The following is a 21,318-nucleotide window of genomic DNA, read 5'->3' on the forward strand; positions in this document are numbered from 1 at the left end:
TATTAACTTTAATTTTTTTACAATGAAAGAAATTTTAAATGACCTTATCGAAAATTTAAAAAGTAACGTTCCCGGTTTTATCGCAGTTTCAATAACTGATGTTAGTTCAGGTGAAGCTTACGAATCTTTTACAAACAACCCTGATTTTGATCCAAATATTGCTTCAGCATACAACCTAGAAGTAGTTAAAGCTAAATTAAAAGCTATTGATGCTTTAGGTTTAAATGAAGAAATTCAAGATATTACCATTACTTTATCTAGTCAAATACATATTATCAATATCGCTCCAAGCGGAACTTATTTTGTGTATTTAGCAGTAGATTCTAAAGAAGCTAATTTAGGTATAACTAAAGCCTTATTAAACAAATACAAAGCTGAATTAAATAAAGCTTTATAAAATGGAAAACACAAATCATTTACCCATAGATAAAACACTAAGAAAACACCTAAATAAGAGGCTGAAAACTTTTAGAAAATATCGATTTTCTGAAGGCTCATTAAAGTCAAAAGGTAAAAATAGCGGTGACTTTTTTGGATTCTTGTTTAAAGAATATGACAGCATGAATGATTTAGTGAAAGACCTGTTTTAAAATAAAAGCGCTTATAGGCGCTTTTATTTTTTACTATTTTTTAATGCTGACTTTAGTTTGTTGATGAGTTCATATATTTCTTCATCATTATAACTGGCAAAGCCTATACGAATAGAATTATGTTGTTGTTCAGCTAAATCATATCGTTTCCAATCACCTAACACTAACTTATATTTTAAAGCTTCTTTTTCAGCTTTTTCCCAACTATATGGTTGTTTTAGCGTAACCCAAATAGCCATTCCTCCTTTAGGAACTTCAAACACTAAATATTCAGATAATTCATTTGATAAAAGCTTACAAAACAGATTTCGTCTCTGTTCATAAATTTTAAGCACCTTTCTTATATGCCTGTCTAAATCTCCCGATTTTATAAATTCTGCAAAAGTTAACTCTAAAAGCGCGTCTCCTTGCCTATCTACATATCCTCTATATGTTGAAGCTTCTTTTACAAACTCCTGCGAAGCAATTAAATATCCTATTCTAAATACCGGTGAAACCGTTTTACATACAGAACCTATGTATATAACATTTTTACCCTTATCATGACTCGCCAACGGTAAAATAGGTGCATGGTTATAATTAAAATCATAATCATAATCATCTTCAATAACAGCAAAATTATAGGTTCTTGCCAAATTTAATAAATGAATTCTTCTTTCTGCAGATAAGGTTACCGTTGTTGGATGATGATGGTGAGAAGTTATATACACCGCTTTTATTAAACTTGTTTTACAAATGTTTTCTAACTCATTTGTACATATACCTTCTTTATCTACCGGTATTCGTAACAATGTTGCTTTTGTTTGTAAAAATGTTATATCTGCAGAGGAATAGTTTGTTACTCCAACAACAATTATATCTTTCTCTTTCAACAATAGTTGCGCACTTAACCATATACCCATTTGACTACCCCTTGTAATCAGTAAATTATCTTTGGTTATTTTTAATCCGCGTGTTGAATTTAAATAATCTACCAAAACCTCTCTCAGCTTTTCATGACCATAAGTAGATGTATAAGACATATGCTTATATATATCTTTTTTGCTACAAATTTTTCTGTAAATTCTACCTATTTCAACAGTTGGCGTTAATCTTGTATCAGAAATTCCATCATTTATTACTGTCCAATCATGATTTTTAACAGTCTCTTTGGTTAAGAATACTTCATTTTTATAAAATGAAAAACCTGTATTTGCTGAAGTATCCTTTTCTTCCTCAAAACAATTAAAATCTTTTTGTCTTAACAAAGGTAAATCCCCTTTAACAAAGGTTCCTTTTTTGGGAATGCTTTCTACCCAACCTTGTAATTCTAATTCTTCATAACAAGAAACTACTGTTTTTCTATGAATACTTAATAATTCTGATAACATTCTAGAACCCAATAATTTAGTTTTAGCTGGTAATTTTCCCTCTCGGATATAAAAAATAAACTGATTTGCTAGTTGTAAATACAAGGGTTGTGTTGTATTCTTTTGCAGCTTAAAACTTGTTTTATACGGAAACATCTGGACTACTTTTTTTATTTATTCTGGACTAAAATAATAGTCCTTAAATGTAATACATTTGAAATGCAAAACATTAACAACATGACAAAAAAAGATATACAACCTTCAGAGTATAATGAATATTTTGGCAGGTATATAAATTTAGTTTCAGATGAAACAGAGTTACTACAAGGATTAGAAAACGATAAGAAGTTTGTAATTGATTTCTTTTCTTCTATACCCAAAGAAAAATTAGAGTACCGATACCAACCTGAAAAATGGACTATTAAAGAGGTTTTACAACATATAATTGATACTGAACGTATTTTCATGTATCGTTTTTTACGAATAGCTCGTGCTGATAAAACTGCTTTAATGGGATTTGAACAAGATGACTTTATTTTTTCTTCAGAAGCCAATAGTAAATCTATTGATGAACTGTTACAAGAGTTTACTATTACTAGGTTATATACGTTAAACCTTGTAAAGAGTGTACCTACAAAATACCTTAGTAATATGGGAGTAGCTAGTAATTCTCCTATTTCAGCAAGAGCTTGTGCTTTTATTTTATTAGGTCATAGTATTTGGCATAGTAATATCATTAAAGAGCGCTACCTGTAATGTTAGAAATAAGACCTAATTGTGAGCTTTGCGAAAAGAAATATAGAAGAGAAAAACAAGTAATAGAAAAATTTAAAAATATTTCTCCAGAAAATAGATAATGTAATGATTACAATCGTACCGGCTTCTTTAAAAGATACAGAAATTTTGGCTTTGTTAGGTAGACTTACTTATTCAGAGTCACACGGTCATTTTATTAATAACAAAGAAGATTTATTCAAGTATAATAATGAGGCTTTTTCTATTGAAAAAACTAAAAAAGAACTACAAAATTCAAATAACCTTTACTGGATAGCTTATGTAGACAAACTTCCTGTGGGGTATGCAAAATTAGTTTTAAATACTAACAATATTCAAGTTGATTCAAAGAAGCAATGTAGGTTAGAAAGAATTTATGTATTGCAAGAATTTTTAGGTAAAAAAGTAGGATATGAATTATATACTACTGTGTTTAATAATTCTAAAGAATTAGGTTTTAAACAACTTTGGTTAACTACCTATATCAAAAATGAAAATGCAATTCAATTTTATAAAAAACTTGGATTTGAAATTGTTGGAGATTATGAATTTATGGTAAATGGTAAAGCTTTTGAAAATCTAGTTTTTTCAAAGAAAATCAACTCTTAAAATAAAAAATATGGAAGAATATACTAAATCAAAACTAAATCGAGTTAAAAGAGGAAACAAAAGAGCTGTATATAATATAGATGAAATCAATTCAATTCTTGATGCAGGTTTTATCGGATATGTAAGTTACATATTTGAAGGAAATGCTATTGCTATTCCAATGGCTTATGGTAGAACTAACGATAAAATATACTTACATGGCTCTACCGGAAATCGTATGTTACTATCTTTACTTGAACAAAAAAGTGCCAGTATGACGGTTACCCACTTAGACGCTTTAATTTTAGCTCGTTCTGGTTTTCATCACTCCGTTAATTATAGGTCTGCTACTTTATTTGGGACTGTAAAAAAGGTAGATGATCCTAAGGAAAAAGAAATGGCTCTCAAATGTGTTATGGATTTTATGATGAACGATAGATGGGAATATGTAAGAGAAATGAATGAAAAAGAATTTAACCAAACTTTAGTCATTGAAATTACAATTCAAACAGCCTCAGCCAAAGTAAGAAACGTAGGTGTTAACGATGAACCTGAAGATGAATCACTTCCTATTTGGGCAGGTATAATTCCTATAAAACAAATTGCCGAAATGCCTGTACCCGATGAAAAGATGGATAAAAACATTGAAATACCCAACCATGTTTTAGAATATTACGAAAAACACAAATAAGCATAAGTCATGTACATGCTTTAGTATGTACATGATTATATTCTCTGCTCTAACTTAAACTTGTATTTTAACTCCACTACTCCTCTTTCTACAACTAAAGTTATTTTTTTATTAGGTTTTGTTTGAAATAAATCCGTTATATGTTCTAAAGTATACTCATGAGCATTCTTTCCGTTTATCTTTTTTATAATATCTCCTACTTCTATTCCTGCTTTATCTGCTGGAGAATCTTCAACTACCCTTTCTACCTTGTATGAAGGTTTAAATTTATATGTATAACTGGTAACAAATGAAATAACATTATTAGAAGAAACATCATCACCGTAATGACTCTTTCTAGGTATATTCATTTCTTCTTTTATTAATTCTAATCCATTATATACCACATGTAAACCGCTCATATTATAGTAAAACCCTTTTTTCAAAGAGGTTGCTTTTTTTAATATTAATCTCTTATTTGGGTAGTCTATCCATACTTTAAACCGTTTTAATATACCCCCTCCAATACTTCCATTTCTTTTTTTATATTTTCTTGCATTAAATGTAGATAAAGAATCTAAAAAAGAGGCCGTTGGCTTTTCAACCATATACTTACCAATCGCTACATTTTCAACCCTACTTCTTTTCCCATAAATAGTACCGCTTAATCCTTCACCTAAAATATCAATAAAATATTTTTCAGGACATTTAATATCTTTTTCTGTTCCTTCAAAAAGCCATAATGCATCACTTCCCCCTGAGTCAATCAACATCTTAACCGGAATTTCTTCAGAAGTTTTTTCTGTTCTTATTTGTAAATTTATATACGGCTTGTTATTATATAATTCAATATCTAATTTTTCACACGACCTACATTTAGGTTCTTGATATGTTTCCGGTTTATAAAAAGTTAACTTCTTTGTTTCGTAATTAACCTTTACTATAACGTCTTTTAATAAATCATATCCTGTTATTCCGTGTATAGTCGTTCCCATTTTTGAAGACAATTTAAAGGCGTCATCTAAAATCACATACACCTCTTGATTTGTTCCAAAAATATTTTTTATTCGAATTTCATTTCTTTTAGATAATATAGCCTCTACCGGGTTTCCGATCCCTAACCCTCTTATAAAAACTTTTTCAGTATTATTAAGAACTAAATTTTCTTTATTAGTTAAATTAAACAGAATGGTTTTTCGTACTCCGGTATCTAAAATAAAGGAAAGTTCTTTTCCATTGATGGAAAGAGGAAAAACAATCAAATTATTAATTAATTTAAATCCTACCTCCTCTTTTTCAGAATTTCTAAAAAACTGAAATTTTGATTGCGATTGCAAAAATGTGATAAAAAACAACGAAATAAAAAGTAATATTCTATTCAAGGGCCAAAAATTTAGGGATAAATTAAATATACAATCATATTTTTACATTTAACAAATTTTAGGATATTTTTAACCATATTTTTTCACCTCAAACACTCTTACTTTATCAAAATAATTTTGCAAATTTGCCTCGTAAACAACTAATTTTATTTTAAAATGCCATCTATTTCTATTAAAGGAAATTCTATGCCTCAATCACCAATCAGAAAATTGGTTCCTTACGCTGAGGCTGCTAAAAAAAACGGAACAAAAGTTTATCACCTAAACATAGGTCAACCAGATATTAAAACTCCTCAAGTTGCTTTAGATGCTGTAAAAAACAATGCTATAGAAGTATTGTCATATGCACGTTCTGAAGGTTCAGAAGAATACAGAGAAAAGTTAGCAAACTACTATGTAAAAAATGATATCCATGTAACTGCCAGTGATATTATTGCAACCACCGGAGGTTCTGAAGCTTTACTATTTACTATAGGAAGTATTACTGATCCGGGTGATGAAATTATTATTCCTGAACCTTTTTATGCAAATTATAATGGATTCTCAACAGCATCAGGTGTTAAAGTTGTTCCTGTAATTTCTAAAATTGAAGACAATTTTGCATTACCTGCCATTGAAGATTTTGAAAAATTAATTACTCCAAAAACCAAAGCTATATTAATCTGTAACCCCGGAAATCCGACAGGTTATTTATATAGTAAAGAAGAAATAGAAAAATTAAAACAAATTGTTTTAAAACACGATTTGTTTTTAATTGCAGATGAAGTTTACCGTGAATTTACGTATGACGGAGAAAAACACAACTCTGTAATGTCTTTAGAAGGTTTAGAGCAACATGCAATTATGATTGACTCTGTATCTAAACGTTATAGTATGTGTGGAGCTAGAATTGGTTGTATTGTTTCAAAAAATAAAGAGTTTATCAATACTGCTTTAAAATTTGCTCAGGCGCGTTTAAGCCCGCCAACCTATGCTTTATTAGCAAGTGAAGCAGCATTAGAAACTCCTCAAAGTTATTTTGATGAAGTTATTGAAGAATACCAAGAAAGACGTAACACTTTAATTTCTGAATTACAAAAAGTAGAAGGCGTAAAAGTTGCGAACCCTAAAGGAGCTTTTTACTGTATTGCTGAATTACCGGTAGAAAGTTCAGAAGATTTTGCTCAGTGGATTTTAGAAAATTTCCAACACAATAATGAAACGGTTATGGTTGCTCCTGCAGAAGGGTTTTATTCTACTGAAGGAGAAGGAAAAAACCAAGTTCGTATTGCCTATGTTTTAAACAAAGAAGATTTAAAACGTTGTGTAGAAATTTTAAAAATCGCTTTAGAGCAATATAATAGCTAATTTGGAAATACAACATAATATATCCTTAAAAGATTATAATACGTTTGGCATTGATGTTAATGCCAAACGTTTTATTTCTATTGACTTTCTATATAACTTACAGCAACTTTTAAAACAAGAACAAGAGCTTTTTGTTATTAGCGGTGGTAGTAATATGCTATTAACTAGAGATATTGAAGCTTTAGTTGTTCATCTTAATTTAAAAGGCATTTCTATAGATAACGAAGAAGAAAGGTTTGTAGACTTAACAGTTAATGCCGGTGAAAATTGGCATGAGTTTGTTTTGTGGTGTATTTCTTTAAACTATGGAGGTATTGAAAACCTTTCTTTAATTCCCGGAAATGTAGGCACCTGTCCTATTCAAAACATAGGTGCTTATGGTGTGGAAGTTAAAGATGTAATTACTAAAGTAAATGCTGTTGAAATAAAGACCGGAAAATTAGTATCTTTTACTAATGAAGAATGTGAGTTTGGGTATCGAAATTCTATTTTTAAAAATCAAGCTAAAGGAAAATATATTATTACTTCAGTAAGCTTTAAGCTTACTAAAAATATCCACAACCTTAATACTACCTACGGAGCTATAGAAAAAGAATTAGAAGCTAAAAAAATTATAACACCTACTATAAAAGATATTTCTGATATTGTTATTGCCATTCGTCAATCTAAACTACCCGACCCTAAGGAGATTGGAAACAGCGGAAGCTTTTTTAAAAACCCGGTAATTTCTAAAAAACACTATGAAACTCTTTTAGAAAAATTCCCTACCATTCCTTGTTATGGTATTTCAGAAACAGAAGTTAAAGTTCCTGCAGGATGGTTAATTGAGCAAAGTGGTTTTAAAGGAAAGCGCATAGGCAATTACGGAGTGCACAATAAACAAGCTTTAGTATTAGTAAACTACGGAGGAGCTACGGGTGAAGAAATATACCAACTAGCAAAACTTATCCAAAAAACAATTTTAGATAAGTTTTCAATACCATTAGAAATAGAAGTAAATGTTATTTAAAACATTCTTCGTTTCTTATCTTCAACCTTAACAGGAATTAAAACTACTTTATTTTGAAAAGGTAAAAAGATGAATGTGAAAATAGAAGTTAACAATTTCATTTATATTCATTTTAAGGGATTAATACGTTTATTAAGACACCACTCTTATAATAAAGTCACTTCTTAAATTAAAAACAATTGATTCCTAATGATATACACCTGTATCATTATAAAGGCAATCATTTTTAACACTATTTAATTTTCCTAATTTTTAGTTTTAGTATCTTTGCATTTTAATTTGGTAAGCATGAAATTAGTTTTTGTTACAATTGGGTTGTTAGCACTTGCCTTTGCAGGAATTGCTATAAAAATTTGGGCTAAAAAAGATGGAGAATTTGGGGGAACTTGCGCTAGTCAAAACCCAATGTTAAACAAATCCGGAGAGCCTTGTGGATTTTGCGGAAAAACTCCGGATCAATTTGACTCTTGTAGTGAGCCTCAACATAATTAATTTTTAAAAACCTTATATGCTTATTACTGTGCTTTTCTACATTTTTGTAGCGGTTACGGTTATTCAATTTATATACTATTTATTATTCTCTTTATTACCATTTAAAAGTAAACTTCTTAAAGAAGAAACTAAAGAAAGTAAAGGTATTTCGGTAATTGTTTACATCAAAAATAATGCTGATGAATTAGTACAAAACCTTCCGGCTATTATTAATCAAAAATATAGCAATTTTGAAATTGTTCTGGTTAATCACGCTTCTTACGATGCTAGTTTAGAAATCATGACTAATTTTCAACAGAAACATTCGAACATAAAAATTGTTAATGTTGAAAACCAGGAAACATTTTGGGATAATAAAAAATATGCTTTAACATTGGCTATTAAAGCCTCTGCTAATAAGCATCTTATTTTTGCTGATATAAATGCAAAACCTTTTTCTAATTATTGGATTGAAGAAATTTCGCAAAAGTTTACCAACAAAAAAACTATTGTTATAGGGTATCAAAAATTAATAGGAAAAAAATATTCTGCCAGTAATCTTTTTATTCGTTTTGTACACACCTTAAACGCTTTAAAAACATTTACTCTTGCTAATTTAGGCAGTCCTTATAAAGCACATCAAGGTAATTTTGCGTATTCTAAAGAGCTTTTTTTTAATGTAAAAGGTTTTATTAATCACTTAAAACTTTCTTCAGGAGAAAGTGATTTATTCTTAAAAGATGCAGCAACTTCCGAAAACACAGCAGTACTTATTTCACCTAATAGTTTTGTTACTCGTAAAAAAATTGTAGGCTTACACGAATTTGTTTCTCAACAAAAAACACAAGCTAAACTGTTTTCATTGTATACTACAAAAAATAAAATAGTACTATCAATATTTAACCTTTCTAAAATACTTTTTATTTTTTTAGCGGTTATTCTTAGCTTTTTTAATTGGACCATAACGCTTCCTGTTGTTGTATTTTATTTTATTTTTCAATATATATTAGCAGGTAAAGCCATCAGCAGATTAAAAGAGCCTCAATTACTTTATTTTTTACCAATTTTAGATATCTGTTATGTTTTTTTTGTAATTTATACCCGTATTTCGAATACAATTTCTAAACCTACACTTTGAAAATAGATTCAGAAATCATACTACAACATATACAGGGAGCTAAAAAAGGAAATCAAATATCGTTTAACTTTTTATTAGATCATTTTTGGGGAAGTGTGTATTACTTTCAACTTAAAAAGACTGAAAACGATAATGACGCTGAAGATATTACGATTCAAACTTTTTCTAAGGCTTTTGAAAAAATAGATACCTTTAATGAAGACTTCCAATTTAATACTTGGCTCATCGCTATCTCTAAAAATGTATATATTGATTTTCTTCGGAAGAAAAACACCTCAATATCTTTAAAAACAATCAAAGAAAAAGAAGAAGAAGCTTTTTATGTTATTGATGATTCTCCTTCACCGGAAGATATTATTATTACAGAACAAAATTTAGCCAAATTACTTCGTGATATAAAACAACTTAAACCCAAATACCAAGAAGTTATAAACTTGCGTTATTTTCAGGAGTTAAGTTATAAAGAAATAGCCCAACAAATTAATGAGCCTGTAAACAATGTTAAAGTGAAGCTATTACGAGCTAAAAAACTTTTAGCGGAAATAATTAATGGTTCTTAAAAAGAAATAAAACATAACCTAGCACATATTTTTAACAATAATTATTTTTTTTATTTAAATTTATCGTGATTTTTCAATCCCCTTATTAAAATCATGAAAAAAGCATTTTCTTCTATCGGACCCGGTTTACTGTTTGCAGGTGCAGCCATTGGTGTTTCTCATTTAGTTCAATCTACGCGTGCCGGTGCCGAATTCGGATTTGGATTGCTTTGGGCATTGGTTTTAGTACACCTCTTCAAATATCCTTTTTTTCAGTACGGTCCCAGGTATGCCACAGCTACCGGTGAAACTTTGCTCGATGGATATAAAAGACTTGGAAAAGGAGTGTTAATCAGTTATTATATTCTAAATTTTGCTACTATGTTTACCATACAAGCGGCTGTTACCATAGTTACAGCTGGCTTAGCTTCACACTTGTTTGGATTTACTAATGACTTAGTCATATGGTCGGGAATTATAACGCTGATAAGTTTTGGTATTTTACTTTTTGGGAAGTATAAAGTACTTGATAATCTAATGAAATACATTGTTATTATTTTAACGGTAAGTACGGTTATCACGGTACTTGTAGCTATTTTTAACACTAATAAAGGATTTACATTTACTCAAATTATTCCTTCAGGAGCTGCAGAAATTACTTTTTTAATAGCCTTTTTAGGCTGGATGCCTGCTCCTCTTGATATTTCTATTTGGCATTCATTATGGTCTGTAGAAAAAAACAAAACTACCTTTGAAAAAATAAAGCCTAAACAAGCAATCTTTGATTTTAACGTAGGTTATATAGGAACTCTCTTTTTAGGAGTTTGCTTTGTTATTTTAGGAGCCATGGTAATGTATAAATCCGGACAAACGTTTTCCAGTAAAGGAACCGTTTTTGCTTCTCAATTGATTACATTATACACAAAAAACTTAGGAGAATATGCTCATATTTTTATTGGCATTGCGGCTTTTACCACTATGTTTAGCACAACGCTAACCACCCTTGATGCTTCTCCCAGAGCTATGGAAAAAACCTCTTCATTACTTTTAAATAGAAAAATAAAACTTTCATACTGGTTATGGTTATTAATTTTAGCCGTAGGTACTTATATCATTTTAAAATACTTCTTATCAGATATGGGCTTCCTTATAAAAATAGCCACCATTCTATCTTTTTTAACAGCTCCTTTTTACGCCATTTTAAATTATATTTTAATTACCGGTAAACACACTCCTGAAAAATACAGGCCCGGTAAAGGACTTAAATTACTAAGTTTAGCCGGAATTGCCTTCTTAATTCTGTTTAGTATATGGTTTTTACTTAATTTCTAAATCTTTTCTTCGTAAATTTGCTATTTCAATTTAGTTACTAAAAATGGCAAACGAATCTGTAGTTTTACCTGAAAGACCAAAGAAACCTAAATGGCTACGTGTTAAGTTACCGGTAGGTAAAAAGTATACCGAGTTAAGAGGGTTAGTTGATAAATACAAGTTAAATACCATTTGTACCAGTGGTAGCTGTCCTAATATGGGAGAATGTTGGGGTGAAGGAACGGCTACATTTATGATTTTAGGAAATATCTGTACTCGTTCTTGTGGGTTTTGCGGAGTTAAAACCGGAAGACCGGAAACCGTTGAATGGGACGAACCTGAAAAAGTTGCTCGCTCAATAAAATTAATGAATATTAAACATGCTGTAATTACCTCTGTAGATAGAGATGATTTAAAAGATGGCGGTTCTATTATTTGGGCTGAAACTGTAGAAGCTATACGAAGAGCAAATCCTAATACTACTTTAGAAACGTTAATTCCGGACTTTCAAGGAAATGAAAAATTGTTAGACAGAATTATTGAAGTACACCCTGAAGTAGTTTCTCATAACATGGAAACGGTAAAACGTTTAACTCGTGAAGTTCGTATTCAAGCTAAATACGATAGAAGTTTAGGGGTTTTAAAATACCTGAAAGATAACGGTATGAGAACCAAATCAGGAATTATGTTAGGACTTGGTGAAACAGAAGAAGAAGTAATTCAAACTATGAAAGACTTAAGAGCTGTTGGTTTAGATATTATTACCATTGGTCAATACTTACAACCTACTAAAAACCATTTACCTGTTAAACAATTTATAACACCGGATCAGTTTAAAAAATATGAAACGCTTGGTTTAGAAATGGGCTTTATGTATGTTGAAAGCGGGGCTTTAGTACGTTCATCATACAAAGCACACAAACATGCCAGCTAAAATTTTATACTTTTATTAACCTTTTAACAATCAAGTGTTAATTAATTGTAAAATAAACAAAAATCAACAATTTATATTTTAAATATTCATAATTTTGGCACAGAATTTGAAACTAGTATTGTGTAAACAATAAGTTTTGTTTTCATTGTGTAAATTATTTGAATTAGTTGATTAACAAAAACCCGCTCTAGAGCGGGTTTTTGGTTTTATACTATGGTGTGCGTTTAAAATTAAATAGCACTAATAATATCGTACTTGGTAATAATATGATATGTACTATCACCTAAATCAACCAATACTGCTTGATTCTCTTTAGTGATTAGCTTAGAAACTTTATCGATAGAAGTAGTTTTTTCTACAACAGGATACTTAGCTCCCATAATATCTTTAATAGGTTTTTCAGCAATGTTTTTATCTTCTAAATAACTATGCAATAGAGTTGATTCATCTACAGAGCCTACAAAACCATGTATATCTCTTACCGGAATTTGAGAAATTTTAAAAGTTCTCATTCTTTCAATGGCATGTGATACTAATTCTTCAGTTTGTACTGTAATTAAAGGCTTATCAATATGCGACTTTACTAAATCTTCAGCTGTTGTAATTTCTTCCTCTAAAAAACCTCTGTCACGCATCCAATCATCATTAAACATTTTTCCAACGTATCTGCTTCCATGATCGTGAAATAACACCACAACAACGTCATCCGGTTTAAACTCGTCTTTTAACTGTAACAATCCTTTTATAGCTGCTCCGGCAGAGTTCCCTACAAAAATTCCTTCCTCTTTAGCTATTTTACGTGTATATACTGCTGCATCTTTATCAGTTACTTTGGTAAATCCGTCAATTAAACTAAAATCTACATTTTTAGGTAAAATATCTTCACCAATACCCTCTGTGATATACGGATAGATCTCGTTTTCATCAAAAACACCGGTTTCATGGTACTTTTTAAATACAGAACCGTACGTATCTATACCCCAAATTTTTATGTTCGGATTTTTCTCTTTTAAATACTTAGCCGTTCCTGAAATAGTACCTCCTGTACCCACTCCTACCACAAAATGTGTGATTTTACCTTCAGTTTGTTCCCAAATCTCCGGAGCAGTTTGCTCGTAATGAGCAATGGCATTTGACGGATTGTCATATTGATTTACATACCATGAATTAGGAATTTCTTTTCCTAACCTTTTTGATACCGAATAGTAAGATCTAGGATCATCCGGTTCAACATTGGTAGGACAAACCACTACCTCTGCTCCCACAGCACGCAAAATATCCATTTTTTCTTTAGACTGTTTGTCTGAAATTACAAAGATACATTTATACCCTTTTACAATGGCAGCCAAAGCTAATCCCATTCCGGTATTTCCTGAGGTTCCTTCTATAATAGTTCCTCCAGGTTTTAAGCGTCCGTCAGCCTCCGCATCTTCGATCATTTTTAATGCCATTCTGTCTTTAACAGAGTTTCCGGGATTAAAAGTCTCAACCTTGGCTAATACCAAAGCATCAATTTCTTTGGTTACCGAATTTAACTTTACCAAAGGAGTATTTCCTATAGTTTCAAGTATATTTTTAGCGTAATTCATTATAAGTTATCAGTTTTGTCCTACAAAGAAACGAAATCTTATGATGAATTTAAGCAAACTTAATAGATTTTGAAGGTTGTATTTTGGTTATGATATAAGAAGGAACAATTAACATTAGAAAACATAAAACCAAAGTTCCTACATTTAATAAGATGATAGATAAAAAATCTATTGATACCGGAACGGTAGATACATAGTAGTTTTCAGGATCTAATTTTATGAGTTTAAAATATTTCTGAGCCAATAAAAACAACAAACCAATACTATTCCCGTATAACAGTCCTTTTAAAATTAAGTAAGAAGCATTGTACAAAAATACTTTTCTAATACTCCAATTCGTGCTTCCTAACGCTTTTAAAACTCCTACCATTTGTACTTGTTCTAAAATTAACACCAACAAAGCCGTAACCATATTAATTCCTGCTACTAAAATCATGATACCAATAATAACCCATACGTTATTATCTAAAATATCTAGCCAATTAAAAATTAAAGGGTAGTTTTCTGCTATTGTAGCACTGTTTAGCGTTGCTCCTATGGATCTGTACACTTCATCACCTTTTTCTTTTAAAGCATCAAAATCATCTAATAACACTTCAAAACCGCCAACTTTTGTAGAATCCCAACTATTCAATCTTTGTACCTCTCTAATATCACCTATCAGCATGGTTTTATCAAACTGTTCAAAACCTGTATTGTAAATGCCTACCACTATAGGTTTACGTATTGCAAAAGGATTTTTTCTTTTTTCGGCACTAAACACTACCTGAATAGTATCATGAATCTTAAGATGTAATCTATTCGCTATAGACTGTGATATTAAAATTTCTTTGTTTCTGTCTAAACTAAAATCAGGCAATCTACCTTCTACTAAATATTCATTAAAAAAGCTAAAGTCATAATCATCAGAAACGCCTTTTAAAATAACACCTTCAAAATCATTTTCTGTTCTTAAAACTCCAAACTTATTAGCAAAAACCTGCACATTTTTAATCCCCTCTACATTATGAAACTTAGGGTAAAAATCTTGATGTTTGTTTATAGGAACTACCGAAACATCTGAATTATTATTATCATAATTAACAATTTGAATGTGTCCTTTAAAACCTGACATTTTATCTCGAATTTTCTTTTGAAATCCGGATCCGATAGATACAGCAATTAACATAACTGTAATTCCTAACGTTATGGCTATGGTTGCAATTTTTATTATTGGCGACGATATACTATTTTTATACCCTTTACCAGCAATAATTCGCTTGGCTATAAATAATTCGAAATTCAAAGATTATGGTTTTAACGTACTCCAAAAGTACATATTTATTATTGGTTTTTACTATCTGTTTTCAACTTGTTTCATGTGCACAACATCCTCAAAAAGAAAATCAGAATCATACGGCTACGCCTGAAAAAGCGGCTACTAAAACGGTAAAACCCGGCGCAGACAGGGTTGAACTCTATCTTTCTCAACTACTTAATAAAAATGTAGCTATTGTTGCCAATCAAACATCTATTGTACATGTATTACAAAGAAAAGAAATTTCACCTAATGTAATGGGAGCTGAATTGGTTACTAAACATTTGGTTGATTACCTTCATGATTATAGAGGCATTACTGTAAAAAGAGTTTTTGCTCCTGAACATGGCTTCAGAGGGAAAGCAGATGCAGGTGAAACAGTTATTGACGGGGTTGATACTAAAACGGGAGTGCCTATTATATCGTTATACGGAAAAAACAAAAAACCTTTTCCGGAACAACTACAAGATGTAGATGTAGTGGTTTTTGACATTCAGGATGTAGGAGTTCGTTTTTACACGTATATTTCAACGCTACATTATGTAATGGAAGCCTGCGCCGAAGCAAACATTCCCCTTTTAATTTTAGATCGCCCAAACCCTAATGCTCATTATATAGACGGACCTACATTAGAAATGAAACATACAAGTTTTGTAGGAATGCATCCTGTTCCGGTTGTTTACGGAATGACCATTGGTGAGTATGGTAAAATGATTAACGGTGAAAAATGGTTAAAAGACGGGATTCAATGTGATTTAACAGTTATTCCTATTGAAAACTACACCCATCAAACTAGTTATAGTTTGCCCGTTAAACCATCACCCAATTTACCTAATGATCAATCAATTAATTTATATCCTAGCTTGTGTTTTTTTGAAGGAACAAATGTATCGGTAGGTAGAGGAACCTCTCAACAATTTCAGGTAGTTGGTAGTCCTTTTCACCGATTAAAAAGACATGCGTATAATTTTACACCACAACCCAATGAAGGAGCTAAAAACCCAAAACATCTTAACAAAGTATGTTATGGTTATGATTTAAGTGAAGAATCACATCTTTCAAAAATTGAGTTAAAATGGTTGCTTGATTTTTACCACGGGCATAAAAACTTTTCTAAAGAAAAAGAATTCTTTAATCCGTTTTTTACCAAACTGGCAGGTACTGAAAAATTACAACTACAAATAGAAAAAGAGCTCTCTGAAGAAGCCATTAGAAAAAGTTGGGAAGCAGATCTTGCTAATTTCAAAAAAATAAGAAGCAAGTATTTAATCTATCCATAAAATACCCCCCCGAATTAAACATTTAATTCGGGGGTTTATTTTACTTGCTGTATATGTTTACTTTTTCGCTAAATTCTGTAGTAACGAAACTACAACATACAGTAATATAATCATTGGTATCGCCATAACTTTGAAGAAAACCAATAACGCTATAGAAGTGATTAAAAACACGTACTTAACTATATTCTTTTTAAATGAATAGTCTTTAAACTTTAATGAAAATAAAGGCACTTCTGCATTCATTAAAAAACTTAATACTATAATAATTGCTATTAAAAAGTAACTATTTTGAATCAAGCTACTAAAAAACTGGTTTTGAGCATACTCATTAATCAGCGGTAATGAAACAACAAACAAACTCATTGCCGGTGTTGGTAACCCAATAAAGCTATCACTTTGTCTTTCATCAATATTAAACTTAGCTAAACGATAACCGGCAGCCAACGTTAGTATTAATCCTACATACGGTAAATTACTTCCCGACCTTCCATATTCATCAACCCCAAAATACCCTACAGCATCAATATCAATAGCATTTACTAGTAGTTGTAACATAACAATTCCCGGTACAACACCACTTGTTACCATATCTGCCAAAGAGTCTAACTGTTTTCCTAGCTCTCCTTGCACTTTTAACAATCGTGCAGCAAAGCCATCTAAAAAATCCAAACCAATTCCTACCATTACCATAATGGCAGTTCCAAAAAAATCTCCTTTAACGGCTAAAATAGCAGCTATTGTTCCGCATAATAAGTTTCCAAGTGTAATTAAGTTCGGAATGTATTTTTTAATATTCATAGTATTATAGAATTTACAGCGAAAATAATAAATCATTTTGTCAGTTTTACTATTTCGTGTTTTTTTATCATATTTGTATAAATAGCTATATCATGCCAATACTAGAAAACACTTTTACTCCTTCATTCCCCTTTAATATTGGGCATTTTAATACTATTTACAGACCTTTGTTTGTAAAAGATACGATTAATTACCAAAGAAAAAGAATTACTACTTGGGATCATGATTTTTTAGATTTAGACTTCTCTTTCACCGGATCTACATCAATAGTTGTCTTGATTCACGGGCTGGAAGGAAGCTCACAATCAAGCTACATGGTTACCACTTCTAAAAAACTTAACGACGAAGGTTTTGATACCGTTTGCATGAATTTAAGAGGCTGTAGCGGAGAAGATAATTTGTTATTGGGTACTTATCACAGCGGAAAAACGGATGATGTTGATTTTGTAATCAATCACTTAAATAATCAATACAATTACCAAAATATTATTATTGTAGGGTTCAGTTTAGGAGGTAATTTAACGCTTAAATATTTAGGCGAATATAACAATATACCCAGCTTAGTTAAGGGAGCAGTTGCAGTTTCTGTTCCTATTGATTTAACTACTTCTCAAGCTGAACTATGCAAGCTGAAAAATAAAATTTACTTAACTGAGTTTTTAAAAACCATGAAAACGAAACTTTTACAAAAAGCTGAAAAGTTTCCGGAGTTTCAGTTGGATAAAAAATTACTGCTTAAAGCTACTCGATTCAGACATATTGAAAAGCAATATACAGTACCCGTTTTTGGCTTTGAAAGCTCTGAAGATTATTGGATAAAAGCCAGTTCTAAGCCTTACATTCCCAACATAAAACACACTACTTTATTAATCAATGCCTTAGACGATAGTTTTTTATCTAAAGAGTGTTATCCATATGATGAGGCCCAAAACATTGCTAACTTTTATCTGTTAACTCCTGATTATGGCGGACATGTAGGTTTCTTATCGTCTTTTTCAAATGCTGAAAATACATGGCTTGAAGAAAAGATTATTCATTTTATAAAAGATAAAGTCGAGCTTTGCTAAAAGTCTGACAGCAATAACTTGTTAAAATAATAGTTATGTTCATTGTATTTTAGATATTTGTACATCAATCAGCTTTTACTATTGAAAACACGTCTTTTATTTATTATTACCCTGCTATCTGTTAATTTACAAGCTCAGTTTAGAAATTACTCTAACGAATTTCTAAATATTGGGGTTGATGCCGCTGCTTTAGGAATGAGTAAATCTGTGGTGGCTACCAGTAAAGATGTAAATTCTATTTATTGGAACCCGGCCGGACTAACGGCTGTTGAAGATTATCAAGGTTCGTTAATGCACGCCTCATATTTTGCAGGAATTGCCAGTTATAATTTTGCCGGTTTTGCTATGCCTGTTGACCAAAAGAGTGCTTTAGGCTTAGCCATTATTCGATTTGGTGTTGATGATATTTTGAATACCACTGAATTAATTGATAGCGATGGAAATATTGACTATAATAGAATTAGTTTATTTTCTGCTGCCGATTATGCTTTCAACATCGGATATGCCAGAAAAATGATTTTAGATGGTTTTCAGTTTGGAGTTAATGCTAAAATTGTACGCAGAATTATTGGTGATTTTGCTTCTTCTTGGGGATTTGGTTTAGATGCCGGAATTCAGTTTGAAAGAAATAATTGGAAATTCGGATTAATGGTACGTGATATAACCACTACTTTTAACACTTGGGCTATTAATGAGGTAGAATTTGAAAAAATTAAAAATGCGATTCCCGGACAAAATCAGGAACTTCCGGAAACTACAGAAATTACCAAGCCTAAAGTTCAACTAGGAGTTGCCAGAGCATTTAATATTAATCGCTCATTTACGGTACTTGCTGAAGTGGATTTGAACATGCGTTTTGCTAAAACTAACGATATTATTGCCTCAGACTTTGTAAGTATTGATCCTTCTGTCGGATTGCAACTCGATTTTGAAAAAATGGCTTTTCTACGTGTAGGTGTGGGTAATATTCAACGTACCACAGAATTTGACGGTAGCAAATCTACCTCTGTACAACCTAATTTTGGTGTTGGTTTTAGTTATAGAGGAATTCAAATAGATTATGCATTAACCAACATAGGAAGCGTAGGAAATGCACTGTATTCTAATATTTTTTCTGTTAAATTTGACTATCGTTTCTTTAGACAATAACTATGATAAAAAAATATCTTTTTACGTTGCTGTTAAGTACTTTTTATTCAATAGCTATTTTAGCTCAAAATGTACAGCTCTCAACATATTCTAAGATAAGCGTTATTACTTACGGCCCGGGAAATGCCTTATATGAAAAATTTGGTCATACAGCTATTAGAATTCAAGACCCTGTGGTACAAATGGACTTGATCTACAATTATGGGATTTTTGATTTTTCTGAAGCTAATTTTTATGTAAACTTTACCAAAGGGTTTATGAAATACAAATTAGCCCGTTACTCTTTCCCTCCTTCTCTTAGGATGTACAATGAAGATTACAGATGGGTAAAAGAACAAGTTTTAAATTTAACAGAAACCCAACGAAATACCTTTTTCTATTATTTAGAAAACAATGCACTTCCCGAAAATGCCAGTTATTTTTACGATCCGTTTTTTAATAATTGCTCTAGCAAACCCAGAGATATTATTAAAGACATTTTAGGAGATTCTGTAGTATTTAAAAGTGATTTTATTAAGGAAAAGCAATCGATTCGACAGTTAATGAATAAAGAAATTCATCCTAACACTTGGGGAAGCTTAGGTATTAATATTGCTTTAGGTAATAGACTTGATCAAATAGCCTCTCCAAACGAATATATGTTTTTACCGGATTATGTTTTTTATACGTTAGCCGATTCTAAAATCATTGTGAACGGGAAAGAAGAAAATTTGGTGTTAAAAACCAATACCTTACTGGAATATCCTGAAAAGAAACCTACCTCAGACGTTATAAGTCCTCTACTTGTATTTTGTATATTCTTACTTATAGGTAGTTATCTTACTTATAAAGATTACAAACGTCATTTCAGAGCGCGATGGTTAGATACTTTGCTATTTAGTGTAACCGGAATTTTTGGGGTACTTATTGTTTTTCTTTGGTTTTTTACCAACCATTCTACTGCGCCAAACAATTTTAACTTTTTATGGGCCTTTGCTCCTAACCTGCTACTGGTTTTTCTTGTGCATAAAAAAAATCCACCGAAGTGGATGTATACTTATGTTCAATTTTTGTTAGTTTTATTAGCACTAATCCCTTTTATTTGGTTGTTTAAAGTTCAATTATTCCCTTATACACTCGTTCCTTTTTATGTTCTATTAGGAGTGCGTTATAGGTATTTGTTAAGAACTATAAAAAGCTCTGAATAGCCAACTCATAACTTTGTAAACCAAACCCGGTAATAATACCCTTTACATTAGGTGCTAAAAAACTTTTATGTCTAAACGTTTCTCTGGCATATACATTAGAAATGTGTACTTCAACTACAGGAGTTTCAATAGCTTTAATAGCATCTGCTATAGCAACTGAGGTATGTGTATAAGCAGCTGCATTTAACACAATACCATCATAGGTAAACCCTACTTCGTGTAATTTATCAATAATTTCTCCTTCAATATTTGATTGGTAATAGCTCAAAGTTACCGTTGTAAACTTTTCTTTTAACTCATTAAAATAACTTTCAAAGCTATGATTACCATATACGGTAGGCTCTCTTTTTCCTAATAAATTTAAATTGGGACCGTTTATTACTAGTATTTTTTTCATTGTTTGTTTAATAAAAAGTAAAGTTAGGAATTGTTTTGAAGTACTCATACGTTTTTTAATTTTTTATAAATTTTCTTCGTCTGCATTTCTTTATTTTTATTTCCAAGCTCAAAAACCTATGCTCTGTATGTATAGCCTTATGCTATTATAGGTAAAAATTAATAATACATACCCCAATAGTTTGCATTAAACATACCGTATAATAGAACTTTATACATTAAATTGTATTAGGCATGCTGCTGGATGGAACTGTATACATTAAATTGCATCAGACATGCTGCAAGATGGAATTGTATACATTAAATTGCATCAGGCATACTGCAGGATAGAATTGCATACATTAAATTGCATCAGACATGCTGCAGGATGAAATTGTATACATCAAATTGTATTAGGCATGCTGCAGGATAGAATTGTATATGCTCAAGTGTATATTTTATAAATAATGCGAA

The 21,318-nt window shown here is 31.0% G+C and carries 22 protein-coding genes; 16 read left to right on the forward strand and 6 right to left on the reverse strand.

The genetic code is table 11. The features are described 5' to 3' along the window. Positions 1–22 precede the first annotated feature (22 nt). Together ACQY1Q_RS01355 and ACQY1Q_RS01360 are read left to right on the forward strand one after the other, a co-directional pair. On the forward strand, positions 23–397 hold the full coding sequence (locus ACQY1Q_RS01355; RefSeq protein ID WP_431003478.1) for a hypothetical protein: 375 nt from the start codon (positions 23–25) through the stop codon (positions 395–397). A 1-nt stretch (position 398) separates the two neighbouring features. Beyond that, positions 399–590: a hypothetical protein gene (locus ACQY1Q_RS01360; RefSeq protein WP_431003479.1), complete on the forward strand. Its 192-nt coding sequence runs from the start codon at positions 399–401 to the stop codon at positions 588–590. 23 nt (positions 591–613) lie between these two features. On the opposite strand, the gene ACQY1Q_RS01365 is transcribed toward ACQY1Q_RS01360, so the two are convergent. Further along, the gene (locus tag ACQY1Q_RS01365; RefSeq protein WP_431003480.1) at positions 614–2,095 is read right to left on the reverse strand and encodes a PLP-dependent aminotransferase family protein; all 1,482 of its coding nucleotides are present in this window, start codon (positions 2,093–2,095) and stop codon (positions 614–616) included. 81 nt (positions 2,096–2,176) lie between these two features. Here ACQY1Q_RS01365 and ACQY1Q_RS01370 point away from each other — a divergent pair, with 81 nt between their 5' ends. From ACQY1Q_RS01370 to ACQY1Q_RS01380, 3 genes are all read left to right on the forward strand, one after another. After that, positions 2,177–2,695 carry a DinB family protein gene (locus ACQY1Q_RS01370; RefSeq protein ID WP_431003481.1) on the forward strand — a complete coding sequence of 173 codons (519 nt, stop codon included), beginning with the start codon at positions 2,177–2,179 and terminating at the stop codon, positions 2,693–2,695. Positions 2,696–2,800: 105 nt separating this feature from the next. After that, on the forward strand, positions 2,801–3,322 hold the full coding sequence (locus ACQY1Q_RS01375) for a GNAT family N-acetyltransferase (protein ID WP_431003482.1): 522 nt from the start codon (positions 2,801–2,803) through the stop codon (positions 3,320–3,322). Positions 3,323–3,332: 10 nt separating this feature from the next. Beyond that, the gene (locus ACQY1Q_RS01380) at positions 3,333–3,992 is read left to right on the forward strand and encodes a pyridoxamine 5'-phosphate oxidase family protein (protein WP_431003483.1); all 660 of its coding nucleotides are present in this window, start codon (positions 3,333–3,335) and stop codon (positions 3,990–3,992) included. Positions 3,993–4,027: 35 nt separating this feature from the next. Here ACQY1Q_RS01380 and ACQY1Q_RS01385 read toward each other — a convergent pair whose 3' ends face one another. Further along, on the reverse strand, positions 4,028–5,353 hold the full coding sequence (locus ACQY1Q_RS01385) for a PDZ domain-containing protein (protein ID WP_431003484.1): 1,326 nt from the start codon (positions 5,351–5,353) through the stop codon (positions 4,028–4,030). 156 nt (positions 5,354–5,509) lie between these two features. Here ACQY1Q_RS01385 and ACQY1Q_RS01390 point away from each other — a divergent pair, with 156 nt between their 5' ends. From ACQY1Q_RS01390 to lipA, 7 genes are all read left to right on the forward strand, one after another. After that, on the forward strand, positions 5,510–6,700 hold the full coding sequence (locus tag ACQY1Q_RS01390) for a pyridoxal phosphate-dependent aminotransferase (protein ID WP_431003485.1): 1,191 nt from the start codon (positions 5,510–5,512) through the stop codon (positions 6,698–6,700). A gap of 1 nt (position 6,701) precedes the next feature. After that, entirely contained in the window at positions 6,702–7,709 is a 1,008-nt protein-coding gene (gene murB, locus ACQY1Q_RS01395; RefSeq protein ID WP_431003486.1) for a UDP-N-acetylmuramate dehydrogenase, read from the forward strand. A gap of 288 nt (positions 7,710–7,997) precedes the next feature. Continuing rightward, on the forward strand, positions 7,998–8,201 hold the full coding sequence (locus ACQY1Q_RS01400; RefSeq protein WP_431003487.1) for a membrane or secreted protein: 204 nt from the start codon (positions 7,998–8,000) through the stop codon (positions 8,199–8,201). A 16-nt stretch (positions 8,202–8,217) separates the two neighbouring features. After that, on the forward strand, positions 8,218–9,318 hold the full coding sequence (locus ACQY1Q_RS01405) for a glycosyltransferase (RefSeq protein ID WP_431003488.1): 1,101 nt from the start codon (positions 8,218–8,220) through the stop codon (positions 9,316–9,318). After that, a complete protein-coding gene (locus ACQY1Q_RS01410) occupies positions 9,315–9,878 on the forward strand; it encodes an RNA polymerase sigma factor (RefSeq protein ID WP_431003489.1) in 564 nt (187 codons plus the stop codon). Before ACQY1Q_RS01405 ends, ACQY1Q_RS01410 begins: the two co-directional genes overlap by 4 nt. 93 nt (positions 9,879–9,971) lie before the next feature. Beyond that, entirely contained in the window at positions 9,972–11,189 is a 1,218-nt protein-coding gene (locus tag ACQY1Q_RS01415; RefSeq protein WP_431003490.1) for an Nramp family divalent metal transporter, read from the forward strand. Between the two features lie 43 nt (positions 11,190–11,232). Continuing rightward, positions 11,233–12,102 carry a lipoyl synthase gene (gene lipA, locus ACQY1Q_RS01420; RefSeq protein ID WP_431003491.1) on the forward strand — a complete coding sequence of 290 codons (870 nt, stop codon included), beginning with the start codon at positions 11,233–11,235 and terminating at the stop codon, positions 12,100–12,102. 230 nt (positions 12,103–12,332) lie between these two features. Here the strand turns inward: lipA and ACQY1Q_RS01425 are convergent, their stop codons facing one another. Together ACQY1Q_RS01425 and ACQY1Q_RS01430 are read right to left on the reverse strand one after the other, a co-directional pair. Further along, the gene (locus ACQY1Q_RS01425) at positions 12,333–13,691 is read right to left on the reverse strand and encodes a pyridoxal-phosphate dependent enzyme (protein ID WP_431003492.1); all 1,359 of its coding nucleotides are present in this window, start codon (positions 13,689–13,691) and stop codon (positions 12,333–12,335) included. Positions 13,692–13,740: 49 nt separating this feature from the next. Further along, a complete protein-coding gene (locus tag ACQY1Q_RS01430; RefSeq protein WP_431003493.1) occupies positions 13,741–14,976 on the reverse strand; it encodes an ABC transporter permease in 1,236 nt (411 codons plus the stop codon). A 5-nt stretch (positions 14,977–14,981) separates the two neighbouring features. Here ACQY1Q_RS01430 and ACQY1Q_RS01435 point away from each other — a divergent pair, with 5 nt between their 5' ends. Then, positions 14,982–16,268, forward strand: coding sequence for an exo-beta-N-acetylmuramidase NamZ family protein (locus ACQY1Q_RS01435; RefSeq protein ID WP_431003494.1), 1,287 nt, complete (start codon positions 14,982–14,984; stop codon positions 16,266–16,268). Positions 16,269–16,325: 57 nt separating this feature from the next. On the opposite strand, the gene ACQY1Q_RS01440 is transcribed toward ACQY1Q_RS01435, so the two are convergent. Next, positions 16,326–17,066: a CDP-alcohol phosphatidyltransferase family protein gene (locus ACQY1Q_RS01440; protein WP_431003495.1), complete on the reverse strand. Its 741-nt coding sequence runs from the start codon at positions 17,064–17,066 to the stop codon at positions 16,326–16,328. A 92-nt stretch (positions 17,067–17,158) separates the two neighbouring features. Between ACQY1Q_RS01440 and ACQY1Q_RS01445 the strand changes: the two genes are divergently transcribed. The 3 genes from ACQY1Q_RS01445 (at position 17,159) to ACQY1Q_RS01455 (ending at position 20,469) form a co-directional block, all read left to right on the forward strand. Beyond that, positions 17,159–18,133: a YheT family hydrolase gene (locus ACQY1Q_RS01445; protein ID WP_431003496.1), complete on the forward strand. Its 975-nt coding sequence runs from the start codon at positions 17,159–17,161 to the stop codon at positions 18,131–18,133. Positions 18,134–18,214: 81 nt separating this feature from the next. Next, on the forward strand, positions 18,215–19,282 hold the full coding sequence (locus ACQY1Q_RS01450) for a PorV/PorQ family protein (RefSeq protein ID WP_431003497.1): 1,068 nt from the start codon (positions 18,215–18,217) through the stop codon (positions 19,280–19,282). A gap of 2 nt (positions 19,283–19,284) precedes the next feature. Further along, positions 19,285–20,469, forward strand: a complete 1,185-nt coding sequence (locus ACQY1Q_RS01455) for a DUF4105 domain-containing protein (RefSeq protein ID WP_431003498.1) — start codon at positions 19,285–19,287, stop codon at positions 20,467–20,469. On the opposite strand, the gene aroQ is transcribed toward ACQY1Q_RS01455, so the two are convergent. After that, on the reverse strand, positions 20,450–20,866 hold the full coding sequence (gene aroQ, locus ACQY1Q_RS01460; RefSeq protein WP_431003499.1) for a type II 3-dehydroquinate dehydratase: 417 nt from the start codon (positions 20,864–20,866) through the stop codon (positions 20,450–20,452). The two genes, ACQY1Q_RS01455 and aroQ, sit on opposite strands and share 20 nt — an antisense overlap. Positions 20,867–21,318 lie beyond the last annotated feature (452 nt).

Origin of the sequence: Tenacibaculum sp. TC6, from assembly GCF_050606265.1 — a bacterium.
Classification (GTDB): Bacteria; Bacteroidota; Bacteroidia; order Flavobacteriales; family Flavobacteriaceae; genus Polaribacter.